Source organism: Sphingomonas sp. Ant H11 (genome assembly GCF_000797515.1).
Taxonomy (GTDB): Bacteria; Pseudomonadota; Alphaproteobacteria; order Sphingomonadales; family Sphingomonadaceae; genus Sphingomonas.
This window is the reverse complement of record NZ_JSBN01000174.1, coordinates 1-11,451: the sequence shown is the minus strand read 5'-3', so window position 1 is coordinate 11,451 and position 11,451 is coordinate 1. Positions and strand designations below refer to the sequence as shown.

The 11,451-nt window shown below is 65.3% G+C and carries 8 protein-coding genes and 1 pseudogene; 5 read left to right on the top strand and 4 right to left on the bottom strand.

The window, feature by feature from the left end:
• Positions 1-281 precede the first annotated feature (281 nt).
• From NW75_RS20935 to NW75_RS20925, 3 genes are all read left to right on the top strand, one after another.
• Complete coding sequence (locus NW75_RS20935) at positions 282-1,589, top strand: hypothetical protein (protein WP_033967339.1); 1,308 nt, start codon at positions 282-284, stop codon at positions 1,587-1,589.
• A 186-nt stretch (positions 1,590-1,775) separates the two neighbouring features.
• Positions 1,776-4,187, top strand: a complete 2,412-nt coding sequence (locus tag NW75_RS20930) for a phosphoketolase family protein (RefSeq protein WP_033967338.1) — start codon at positions 1,776-1,778, stop codon at positions 4,185-4,187.
• Entirely contained in the window at positions 4,175-5,188 is a 1,014-nt protein-coding gene (locus NW75_RS20925) for an acetate/propionate family kinase (RefSeq protein ID WP_033967337.1), read from the top strand. The genes NW75_RS20930 and NW75_RS20925 overlap by 13 nt, the downstream gene beginning before the upstream one ends.
• A gap of 30 nt (positions 5,189-5,218) precedes the next feature.
• Here NW75_RS20925 and NW75_RS20920 read toward each other — a convergent pair whose 3' ends face one another.
• Positions 5,219-5,857, bottom strand: a complete 639-nt coding sequence (locus tag NW75_RS20920) for a response regulator transcription factor (protein WP_033967336.1) — start codon at positions 5,855-5,857, stop codon at positions 5,219-5,221.
• Between the two features lie 76 nt (positions 5,858-5,933).
• Between NW75_RS20920 and NW75_RS25455 the strand changes: the two genes are divergently transcribed.
• Entirely contained in the window at positions 5,934-6,122 is a 189-nt protein-coding gene (locus NW75_RS25455) for a hypothetical protein (protein WP_197057905.1), read from the top strand.
• A gap of 202 nt (positions 6,123-6,324) precedes the next feature.
• On the opposite strand, the gene NW75_RS20910 is transcribed toward NW75_RS25455, so the two are convergent.
• Positions 6,325-6,867, bottom strand: coding sequence for a GNAT family N-acetyltransferase (locus NW75_RS20910; RefSeq protein ID WP_033967340.1), 543 nt, complete (start codon positions 6,865-6,867; stop codon positions 6,325-6,327).
• 179 nt (positions 6,868-7,046) lie between these two features.
• On the opposite strand from NW75_RS20910, the gene NW75_RS20905 reads away from it, so the two are divergent.
• Positions 7,047-8,291 (top strand): NAD(P)/FAD-dependent oxidoreductase, encoded by a 1,245-nt coding sequence (locus NW75_RS20905; protein WP_033967334.1) that lies wholly within the window; start codon positions 7,047-7,049, stop codon positions 8,289-8,291.
• A 130-nt stretch (positions 8,292-8,421) separates the two neighbouring features.
• Here the strand turns inward: NW75_RS20905 and hisC are convergent.
• Both hisC and NW75_RS20895 read right to left on the bottom strand, forming a co-directional pair.
• Positions 8,422-9,516, bottom strand: a pseudogene (gene hisC, locus NW75_RS20900) (histidinol-phosphate transaminase).
• Between the two features lie 64 nt (positions 9,517-9,580).
• A complete protein-coding gene (locus NW75_RS20895; RefSeq protein ID WP_033967333.1) occupies positions 9,581-11,299 on the bottom strand; it encodes a DEAD/DEAH box helicase in 1,719 nt (572 codons plus the stop codon).
• Positions 11,300-11,451 lie beyond the last annotated feature (152 nt).

Sequence of the window (11,451 nt, the reverse complement as noted above, 5' to 3'; positions counted from 1 at the left end):
GTGGCCCGGCGACTGAAGCGGCGTTCGACGGTCATCGGCTTGGCTCCCCGGTCTGCGCTTGCGGGGGATGCGACGGCGCGACGGCGGGGGTCGAGGGGCGGGAAGTACGTAGGGGGTGTGTGTGGCGGCTATGCGCTCCAAATTTCGATCATAGGAACTGTGTTTCGTCTACCCGAAAGCGGACACCTAACGGGTTCGTAGGTGCTATTCCCGCGCGCAATACCCCCCAACTGGTGATAACTAGAAAAGAAGACACTTGGCATTCGCGAAAGGGTGCAGGGATGAAGATTATCAAGGCGGATGATCTGGGCAATCTCAAAGAATGCCTCGCCGACTTCGGCGATAACGTTCTTTATCGCGGCCAAACAGAACATTTCGGCACGCCTGAACAGCCATCCGCAACGACATCGTTCGACCGTAATGGCTGCATCCCTCCTGAGATGCTCCGGTGGGGCCGCTATGCCGATGAGATACTCGGGGCCTTCACGGGCCAACATTCCAACCTGGCGCTGAACCAGGCAATCCTCCAGCACTACGGATTTCGGTCATTCTATGTCGACTGCTCGGACCACGCGGCCGTGTCGGCATGGTTCGCGGGTAACCAGTATTCTGACAAGCAAACCGTGGAACTCTGCGAGGACTGCGATGAAAGCCCCATGTTCCTGCGCAAGAAAATGGCGAGCTACGATGCCGCCGAGGGCGTCGGCCATCTCTACGTGCTCAACCGGACAGCCTGCGAGAAAGTAGGCATCACCGACCTGACTGCGATCGCAATCGAGGGGGCCCGAACGCGCGCCAGCGTGCAAAGCGCCCTCCTCCTCGGACCCCTTCGGAACACGCCGTTGCCCGCCGAGTGTTTCCTGGCGCATATTGAGGCGGATTGCGCCGTCTTCCGCGAACTCGCGGCTGAAGCTGGCCTAGTCTCGACGAACGATGTTTTTCCGTCGCCCCCCGAGGATCCGATCCTGGATGCTTTGCTCAGCCTGCCTTGGATTCCGATACCGGGTATAGCCAATCCTGTGGGCGACATCCCCGCTTTCCGCCGAGGGATCGAACTACCCGAGTATGATGATAGCTTCGTCAAAATCGCCTCCCCGACGGTTGCCTTCTACCGTGGCGGGAAGATCGAGGACCTCTTCGACGAGGTAGACGGATTCCCCGGCGGTATCGCGGTCCAAGTTCCGGAGATCACGATGTTCGGGTCGCCAGACCGCGGCTTTCCCGGAGTCTATCCTAAGGTCTTAGCCATGCTTAAAAAGCACGGTGGGGTCGTCTTCGAGGCACCTACGCTGGTTAAGTTTCCCCAACACATAGGCGGCCTTTTCTACCAGAAAGGCATCGCAGTCGACCTGGTCGAGCCGGACCTTGTCCACCTTGGCGCTCTGATGGTGAGGCACCCGGGCCAAGAGATCGATGCCGTTGGCGTAAATCGTGGCTGGTTCCACCGTATTAGCGAGGATGGAGTCTGGCGTCGCGAAACACGAGAGGACGATTGCCCATGTGGGGTCGATTGGCCGCACGAGCGGCATCTCGCGTCGCTATACATCGTCGAGCACTTTCTCGCCGACCCGACCGACTTCGGCGAATGAAAGGTCCGAGCGTCAAATAGTCCAAAAGATCACCAAGTGCATATTCACCTGATGGCGGCTTTAGCGATTTTCCGCCTAGAACCAGACTGACCACCCGCCCCCCCACCCCCGTATTTCCCGAAGCTGCCGCCGCACGCCCCCCGCAGGCATAACCGCCCCCAGACCGCGCGCAGCACAGGAATGCCCATGACCGATCCGCTCCCCGCCCCGCTTGGCTCCGGCGCGCCCATTCCCGGTGCCCCCATCTCCGGCCCGCTGTCGCCCGATCTGCTGCGGCGGATGCACGGCTATTGGCGCGCCGCCAATTATCTGTCGGTCGGGCAGATTTACCTGCGCGCCAACCCGTTGCTCGATCGCCCGCTGGCGCTGGCCGACGTCAAGACGCGGCTGCTCGGCCATTGGGGCACCACGCCGGGGCTCAACTTGCTCTACGTCCATCTCAACCGGCTGATCGTCGAACACGATCTCAACATGATCGCGGTGATCGGGCCGGGGCATGGCGGGCCGGGGCTGGTCGCCAACACCTATCTCGAAGGCTCCTATACCGAGCGCTATCCCGCGATCGAGCGCAGCTGCGGCGGCATGGACCGGCTGTTCCGCCAATTCTCCTGGCCGGGCGGCATCCCGAGCCATGTCGCGCCGGAGACGCCGGGGTCGATCCATGAAGGCGGCGAACTCGGCTATTCGCTGGCGCATGCGTATGGCGCAGTGTTCGACAATCCCGATCTGATCGTCGCCTGCGTCGTCGGCGATGGCGAGGCCGAAACCGGCGCGCTGGCGACGAGCTGGCATTCGAACAAGTTCCTCAACCCCGCGCGCGATGGCGCGGTGCTGCCGATCCTGCACCTTAACGGCTTCAAGATCGCCAACCCCACGCTGCTGGCGCGGATCGGTCGCGCGGAGCTGACCGAGCTGCTGCGCGGCTATGGCTATGATCCGCATTTCGTGGTGGGGGACGATCCCGAGGCGGTCCATCAGGCGCTGGCAGCAACGCTCGACGCGGTGCTGGCGCAAATCCAGGATATTCAGGCGCAGGCGCGGTACGGTGCGCCGGATGGCGAGCGCCCGCGCTGGCCGATGATTGTGCTGCAAACCCCCAAGGGCTGGACCGGGCCGAAATTCGTCGATGGCAAGCCGGTCGAGGGCACCTGGCGCGCGCATCAGGTGCCGATCGCCGATTTCAAGGACCCCGAGCATCTCCGCCAACTCGAAGAGTGGCTGCTGAGCTACCGCCCCGCCGAATTGTTCGACGAGACCGGCAAGTTTCTTGAGGACTATGCCTCGCTTGCGCCGACCGGGCACCGCCGCATGGGGGCCAACCCGCACGCGAATGGCGGGGAATTGCTCGTGCCGCTGATCCTCCCCGATTTCCGCGAACACGCCATCGCGCAAAGCGGGCATGGCACGGTCAAGGCGGCGGCGACTGCGGTGCTCGGCGGCTTCCTGCGCGATGTCATGGCGCTTAATTTGGACGCCGCCAATTTCCGCCTGTTCGGCCCGGACGAGACCGCCTCCAACCGGTTGCAGGCGGTGTATGACGTTACCGGCAAGGCATGGATGGGCGAGGTCGAGCCGGTCGACGAGCACCTCGCGCGCGACGGGCGCGTGATGGAAGTGCTGAGCGAGCATCTCTGCGAGGGCTGGCTCGAAGGCTATCTGCTCACCGGGCGGCACGGGCTGTTCTCATGCTACGAAGCCTTCATCCACATCGTGGATTCGATGTTCAACCAGCACGCCAAATGGCTGAAGGTCACGCGCGGCATCCCGTGGCGGCGGCCGATCGCCTCGCTCAATTACCTGCTGACCTCGCATGTCTGGCGGCAGGACCATAATGGCCTGTCGCACCAGGACCCCGGCTTCCTCGATCATGTCGCCAACAAACGCGCCGAGGTGGTCCGCATCTATCTGCCCGCCGATGCCAATTGCCTGTTGTCGGTCGCCGATCACTGCCTGCGCAGTCGCAATTATGTGAATGTCATCGTCGCGGGCAAGCAGCCCGAATGGCAATGGCTCGGCATAGAGGAGGCCGTGCGCCACTGCACCACGGGTGCGGGCGTGTGGGAATGGGCGAGCGATTCCGGCGAGCCCGATGTGGTGATGGCCTGCGCCGGCGACGTGCCGACGCTGGAGACGATGGCGGCGGTGCAGTTGCTCCGCCAATTCGTGCCCGACATCCGCATCCGCGTCGTCAACGTCGTCGATCTGATGGTGCTGCAACCGCAATCGGAGCACCCCCACGGCCTTGACGAGCGCGCCTTCGATGCGCTGTTCACCACCGACAAGCCGGTGATCTTCGCCTTTCACGGCTATCCGTCGCTGATCCACAAGCTCGCCTACCGCCGCACCAACCACCGCAATTTCCATGTGCGCGGCTATAAGGACGAAGGCACCACGACGACGCCGTTCGACATGGTCGTGCTCAACGATCTCGACCGCTATCGCCTGGCGCTCGACGCGATCGAGCGCATCCCGCGCCTGCGGGACCGCGTGGCCGCCGAGACCGAACGCTATTGGACGATGATCGAGCGCCACAAGCTCTACATCGCCGAACAGGGCGAGGATCTGCCCGAAGTGCGCGACTGGCAATGGGCGCGGTGAGCGGCAAGCGCGTCCTCACGCTCAACGGCGGCTCGTCCTCGGTCAAATACGGCCTTTATGCGGTCGGCGATGCGGTGGTCGAACTGTCCACGGGCGAGGTCGAACATGCCGATGTCGATGCGGGCGTGTTCGCGGACGTCGGCGGCGGCCAGCCCGATGCGATCGGCCACCGCATCGTGCATGGCGGCATCGACCTGTTCGCACCGGTGCGGATCGATGCAGACGTACTCGCGCGGTTGCAGGCGGCAACCGCCTTCGCGCCGCTGCACGGCCCGGCGTCGCTACGGATGATCGCGCTGGCGCAGGCGCGCTATCCCGGCGTGCCGCAGATCGCGTGCTTCGACACCGGCTTCCACGCGAGCTTGCCCGCCATCGCCGCCACGCTGCCGATCCCCAAGGCGCTGCGCGACGCAGGCGTGCGGCGCTACGGTTTCCACGGCCTGTCGTGCGAATCGATCCTCGCGCAACTGGGCGATGCGGTGCCGCACCGCCTCATCATCGCGCATCTCGGCAATGGCGCGAGCGTGACGGCAGTGCTGGGCGGGCAATCGGTCGATACCAGCATGGGGCTCACCCCCTCGGGCGGCGTGGTAATGGGCACGCGCGCCGGCGATATCGATCCCGGCCTGTTGCTCTATCTGATGCGCGAGCGCGGCCTGGATGCGGCGGAAATCGAAACGCTGATCGATCGCCAATCCGGCCTGCTCGGCCTGTCGGGGCGCTCGAGCGACCTGCGCGTGCTGCACGCAGCGGGCGATGCCGCCGCGACGCTCGCTCTTGCCATTTTCTGCCGCTCGGTCGCCAAGCAGATGGCGGGGATGCTGGTGGTGCTGGGCGGAGCCGACCTGATCGTGTTCACCGGCGGCATTGGCGAACATGATGCCGCGGTGCGCGCCGCCATCTCCGCCGATCTCGCTTTTGCCGGGCCGATCGCGCAGCGCGTGCTGCCCTCGCAGGAAAATGCGCAGATCGCGCGGCATGTCGGCCGGCTTCTGGGCTGACGTGCGCGGCGGTCGCAGGAACGTCGGCTTTCATTCGCCCGATGATGTGTGGAGCCGTGCGGCAAAGGCCAGCCGCAGCACGTCGGACATCGAGCGCACGCCGAGCTTATGCGTCAGGTTGGCGCGGTGAGCCTCCACGGTACGCGTCGAAATGCCGAGCTTGTAAGCAGTGATCTTATTGGGTTGCCCGTTGACCAGGCCATCCAGCACATCGCGCTCGCGCGGCGTCAGCGCGGCGAGGCGGACGCTCGCCTCGATCGCGCTCAATTGCTCGGCCTGCGTACTCGCCAGACGATCAAAAGCTTCGTCGATCGCGTGCAGCAACGCAGTCTTCTCGAACGGCTTTTCCAGAAAATCGACCGCACCCGCCTTGATCGCCCGCACTGCCAGCGAAATATCGCCATGCCCGGTCAGCACAATCACCGGAAAAGCGATCCCGCGCTCGTTGAGCAGGCGCTGGACCTCAAGCCCGTCTACCCCCGGCATACGCACGTCCAGCAACACGCACCCCGGCAGGGCATGGCCTACCGCGGCGAGGAAAGCTGTGCCCGACTCATAGGTTTGCACCTCGAATCCGGCTGTTCGCAGCAAAAACCCGGTGGAGCGCCGAATCGCGTCGTCATCGTCGACGAGGTGGATGATGCGCTTGTCCGGGAGCCTATCGGGCATGGGACACGCTCCGCATGAAGGTGGAATGAAACGCCGTACCGCCCCCCGCTAATGGATCCGTCTCACCAGGTTCGCCATGCGCCCCAACGATCGTCTGACAGATCGACCGACCCTGCCTCATACCATCCTGCTTGATCGAGGCGAAAGCCTTGAAGAGCCGACACATCCTTTCTGGGGAAAGCTCTACACCCGTATCGGCGACGGTCACTTCACGCAAATCATTCAAGGCCATCGCCGTCATGATGGCCGTTATGCGGGGCAGTAAATCTGCCATTGCCTGAAATGTATTGCTGACATCGTTGCCCACCCGCGCTGGATCCCGACGCACCCGCCAACGGGAGTCCGGGCACGGCCTGCCGGGGATCGCATGGTTCAGGCGCGCCAAGGCGATTGCGGCTATGCCGTCGCGCCAAACCGTCACGCCTGCAGCGGCAGACCACGGGACCCTTTGCGCCCTCACCCATCCCTTACATCGGGCGGTTGGGCATCCCCGCCCGTGGCACGTCGTGCGCGAGCTTGCGGCTGACGAGCAACAGGCTCGAATCCCCGGGATAGGATTCGACGGTGAAGCCCATTTCGCGCTCCAGCTCGATCGCCGCGTGATTTTCGCGGCTTTCGATCGCCTCGAGCACTTTCACGCCCTTGGTCTCGGCAAACCGCGCGACATAAGCGAGCAATTCCCAGCCCACGCCCTTGTTCTTGAAGTCCTTGCGGATCGCGATCGCGACCTCGCCGCGCTCGAAGGTCGCGTCGCACGCGAGCATCGCGGTGGCGATCATCATCGACCCATCCTTGGTGAAGGCGAGAAAATTCTCCGACCAGCGATGGTCGATATGCGTCAACGCAGCGATCTGGTCGGGGCGCACTTCATTGAGACCGGTCAGGAACCGAAAGCGCAAATCCTCATGGGTTACGTGCGTGAAAAATTCCGCAACCGTGCCGTCATCCTCGGGCCGCGCGGGGCGAACGTGAAATTCAAAGCCCGTCCGGGTTGTGAGATGCTCAATCATCGGGCCACCTTTCGCAACAGCGGCGGTTGATCGACGCCGCATTTCGCTGGCTGGAAATAGGATTGCGAAGCCCGCCCGGGTAGCTGCGGAAACTACCTATTGGCGCGCGGGGGTTGATCCGCGCCAGTCGCGCTTTCATGAGGGCCCAAAGAACACTGCCCTGCCGGAGAGGATCTGCAATGACCGACACCAACCCGACGCCCTTCGATGTCCTGATCGTTGGGGCCGGGCATGGCGGCGCGCAGGCGGCGATTGCGCTGCGCCAGCGCAAGTTCGAGGGCACGATCGCCTTGCTCGGCGACGAACCCGAACTGCCCTATGAACGCCCGCCGCTGTCAAAGGAATATCTGGCCGGGGACAAGCCGTTCGAGCGCCTGCTGATCCGTCCGGCAGCTTTCTGGGTCGATCGCGACATCACACTCCTCCCCGGGCGGCTTGTCGTATCGGTCGACGCCGCCGCGCATCAGGTCAGCACCGCGGATGGCAGCACGATCGGCTATCGCACGCTGATCTGGGCGACCGGTGGCACCCCGCGCCGCCTGACCTGTGCGGGCCATGATCTGAGCGGCGTCCACGGCGTGCGCACCCGCGCCGATGTCGACCGGATGATCGCCGAACTGCCCGCCGTCACCCACGCGATCGTCATCGGTGGTGGCTATATCGGGTTAGAGGCCGCCGCCGTGCTGACCAAGCTCGGCAAACCCGTCACCGTGCTGGAGGCGGCCCCGCGCGTGCTGGCGCGCGTCGCGGGCGAACCGCTGTCGCATTTCTATGAGGCCGAGCACCGCGCGCACGGCGTCGATCTGCGCACCGGCGTGACCGTCGACTCGATCGTGGGCGAGAACGGGGCTGCCAGCGGCGTGCGTCTGGCCGACGGGACGGTGCTGCCCGGCAATCTCGTCATCGTCGGCATCGGCATCATCCCCGCCGTCGCCCCGCTGCTGGCGGCGGGCGCGGACGGCGGCAATGGCGTGAACGTGGACGCGCTGTGCCGCACCAGCCTGCCCGACATTTTCGCGATCGGCGACTGCGCCGCACACCCAAATCCCTATGCCGATGGCGCGGTGATCCGGCTCGAATCGGTGCAGAATGCGAACGACCAGGCGACCACCGTCGCCAAGCTGCTGACCGGCGAGGAAACGCCCTATGACGCGGTGCCGTGGTTCTGGTCGAACCAATATGATTTGAAGCTGCAGACGGTCGGCCTGTCGATCGGCCATGATGCGGTGGTGTTGCGCGGCGATGTGGCCGCGCGCAGCTTCTCGGTGATCTATCTCAAGCACGGCCATGTCATCGCGCTCGACTGCGTCAACGCCACGCGCGATTATGTGCAGGGCCGCACGCTGGTGGTGGCGCGCGCCGTGGTCGATCCCGCGCGGCTGGCCGACGCAGCAGTGCCGCTGAAGGAGTTGCTGCCCGCTTGAGCGAGGGCGGCATCTCGCCCCCCAAACCCGTTCGTTTCGAGCGTGGTCGAGAAACCTGGCACAGCGCGTGGGGCCGTTTCTCGACTGCGCTCGAAACGAACGGGGGTGAGGACTCGGGCGTGGCTCGCCCTTACGCGCCCACGATCTCGCGCAGCGCCTCGGCCAGCCCGCGCGTTTCCGCCTCGGTGCCGATCGTCATGCGCAGGCCGTTCGCCAGCCCCTGCCCCGGCAGCCAGCGCACGATATAGCCGCGCTCGAGCAGCGCCTTATACGCCGTCTCGGCGGTGACTGCGCCTTCGAACAGGACGAGCAGGAAATTGGCCTCGCTCGGCACCGCGCGCAGGCCCACATTGCCGAGCTTGGCGATCTCGTCCTTGAACCAGGCGCGCCACACGCGGTTATGCTCGCGCGAGGCAGCGATGAAGTCGGCCGCGCCAAAGCCGCAATCGCCGCTTCCTGGCCCGCCGTGGTGCAGCAGAACGGCGCGCGGATGCGGTGCATCGCGGCAATCGCCTCGGCCGAGCCATAGCCCCAGCCAATGCGTTCGGCGGCAAGCCCGTGGATCTTGGAGAAGGTGCGCGTGACGATCACATTGGGCGCAGTACGGGCGAGCTCCAGCCCGCCATCGTCATCCTCGGGCGTCAGATATTCGGCATAGGCCTGGTCGAGCACCAGCATCACCTGCGGCGGCAGGCCTGCGTGCAGCCGTGCGATCTCTGCCTTGGCGGTGAAGGTGCCGGTCGGGTTGTTGGGGTTGGCAACGAACACCACGCGCGTCCGCTCGGTCACCGCCGCCAGGATCGCATCGACATCGGTCGCATAATCGCGGTCGTCCGCCACCACCAGCGTCGCGCCGACCCGGCGCGTCGCAATTTCATAGACCGCAAAGCCATAACGGACCTGGATCACTTCATCGCCCGGCCCGGCATAGGCCCCGGCGACGAGATGCAGCACTTCGTCCGAACCCGTGCCGTAAATCACCCGCGCCGGATCGAGATCATGATGCGCCGCAATCGCCTCGCGCAGCACCGCCGCCCCCCGCATCGGGATAGCGCGCCAGGTCGCCCGCATGGCGCGCAAATGCCTCGACCGCCTGCGCGCTGGTGCCAAGCGGATTCTCGTTCGACGACAGCTTGATGACCGGCGTGTCGCCTTCGACCGTCGAGCGACCCGGAACATAAGGAGCGATAGCCATGACCCATGGCTTGGGCTGAGGTGCGTTCATGCCCCGCGCGTTAGCGGGGAACCAGCAGAACATCAAATCCTCCCCAGTACGGGGAGGATGAGAATTACCGCTGCGGGCGCTTGTTCGGGCCACCCGGGCGCAGCGTCGGGCGCGGATTGTGGCGCACCGGTGCCGGGCCGTTCGCGCGGCGCGGACCGCGCTCGGCTTCGACCGGGCCACCCTGCACCGCTTCGAACTGCACGCCGCCCTCGGCCTCTTCGCCCGCGGTGCGCTTCACCGCTGCCATGAACTTTGCCGCGATCGCGCTCGGCACCTGGAACATCGTCTCATTGGCGGCAATGCGGATCGCGCCGACTTCGTTCTTGGTGATGTGCCCGCGACGGCAGATCAGCGGCAGGATCCAGCGCGGATCGGCATTCTGCCGCCGACCGATGTCCATGCGGAACCATTTGACGTCGTCAAAGCCCTCGCGGTGATGCTCCTTGCCGGGTTCGCGCTGGTTCGCCCCGCTTTGTTCGATCATCTCCTCGGGCGCGGGCATCCGCGCGCGATAGCTGCGCACCAGCGCCGCCGCGATATCCTCGGGGCTCTTCTTCTCGAGCAACTGTGCGCCGAGCGCGCGATCGTCCTCGTCGACTTCGACGTCTTCCATCAGCATCGTCATCAGCCGCGACTTGTCGGCCTTGCGGATGTCGTCGACGGTCGGCGCGTTCATCCATTCGACCGCGATCCGCGCGCCGCGCAGCATCATCTCGACGCGGCGCTTGCGCTGATACGGCACGATCAGGATGGCCGTGCCCTTCTTGCCCGCGCGGCCGGTGCGGCCCGAACGGTGCTGCAGCGTCTCGGCATCGCGCGGCAGTTCGACGTGAATGACGAGGCTCAGCGACGGCAAATCGAGCCCGCGCGCGGCAACGTCGGTCGCCACGCACACCCGCGCGCGCTTGTCGCGCAGCGCCTGCATCGCGGCATTGCGCTCATTCTGGCTATGCTCGCCCGAGAGCGCGACCGCGGCAAAGCCCCGCTCGATCAAGCCGGCATGCAAATGCCGCACATTGTCGCGCGTCGCGCAGAACAGGATTGCGGTTTCCGCCTCATGCAGCCGCAGCAAATTGACGACGGCATTCTCGATATCGGCCGGCGCGACGGTCACCGCCTGATAGCTGATGTCGCCATGCCCGCGATCCTCGCCCACGGTCGAGATGCGCAACGCATCCTTCTGGTAGCGCTTGGCCAGCGCCACGATCGACTTGGGCATCGTCGCCGAGAACAAAAGCGTGCGGCGCTCGGACGGCGAGGCGTCGAGGATCAGCTCGAGATCCTCGCGGAAGCCCATGTCGAGCATCTCGTCGGCTTCGTCGAGAATGACCGCCTTGAGGTTGGACAGGTCGAGCGCACCGCGTTCGATATGGTCGCGCAAACGCCCCGGCGTGCCGACGACGATATGCGCGCCATGGCTGAGCGAACGGCGTTCGCGGCTGGCGTCCATGCCGCCGACGCAGGTCGAAATGCGCGCACCGGCCTTGGCGTACAGCCATTCCAGCTCGCGGCTCACCTGCAGCGCCAGTTCGCGCGTCGGCGCGATGGCGAGCGCCAGCGGCGCGCGCGGCGGCGGCAAGCGGCCTTCGTCCTCGGTCAGCAATTGCGGCGCGATGGCAAGGCCGAACGCGACGGTCTTGCCCGAGCCGGTCTGCGCCGAAACGATGAGATCGCGGCCTTCGGCCTCGGGTTCGATAACCGAAGCCTGGACAGGCGTTGGGGCGGCATAGCCACGGGCGGAAAGCGCTTCGGCAAGAAGCGTGGGGAGGTGTGAAAAGGGCATGGTATTCCGGATATGGGGGCGGCGGGGGCGCGCGCCAAAGCGAGCGCTTAGCACAGGCCTGCAGGAAAAGCACGGGGGGGGTGTGCAATTGGTATCATGGGGGTGGGGTTTGGAGGGCTGAGGTGCCGGGATACGGCGGGCCGACCCACGGC

What these genes read in the sequence shown, in the direction of transcription:
- NW75_RS20930 (WP_033967338.1), top strand. Translation starts at nt 1,776, where the DNA reads ATGACCGATCCGCTCCCCGCCCCGCTTGGCTCCGGCGCGCCCATTCCC.
- NW75_RS25455 (WP_197057905.1), top strand. Translation starts at nt 5,934, where the DNA reads ATGCGCCCCAACGATCGTCTGACAGATCGACCGACCCTGCCTCATACC.
- NW75_RS20905 (WP_033967334.1), top strand. Translation starts at nt 7,047, where the DNA reads ATGACCGACACCAACCCGACGCCCTTCGATGTCCTGATCGTTGGGGCC.
- NW75_RS20895 (WP_033967333.1), bottom strand. Translation starts at nt 11,299, where the DNA reads ATGCCCTTTTCACACCTCCCCACGCTTCTTGCCGAAGCGCTTTCCGCC.
- NW75_RS20925 (WP_033967337.1), top strand. Translation starts at nt 4,175, where the DNA reads ATGGGCGCGGTGAGCGGCAAGCGCGTCCTCACGCTCAACGGCGGCTCG.
- NW75_RS20910 (WP_033967340.1), bottom strand. Translation starts at nt 6,867, where the DNA reads ATGATTGAGCATCTCACAACCCGGACGGGCTTTGAATTTCACGTTCGC.
- NW75_RS20920 (WP_033967336.1), bottom strand. Translation starts at nt 5,857, where the DNA reads ATGCCCGATAGGCTCCCGGACAAGCGCATCATCCACCTCGTCGACGAT.
- NW75_RS20935 (WP_033967339.1), top strand. Translation starts at nt 282, where the DNA reads ATGAAGATTATCAAGGCGGATGATCTGGGCAATCTCAAAGAATGCCTC.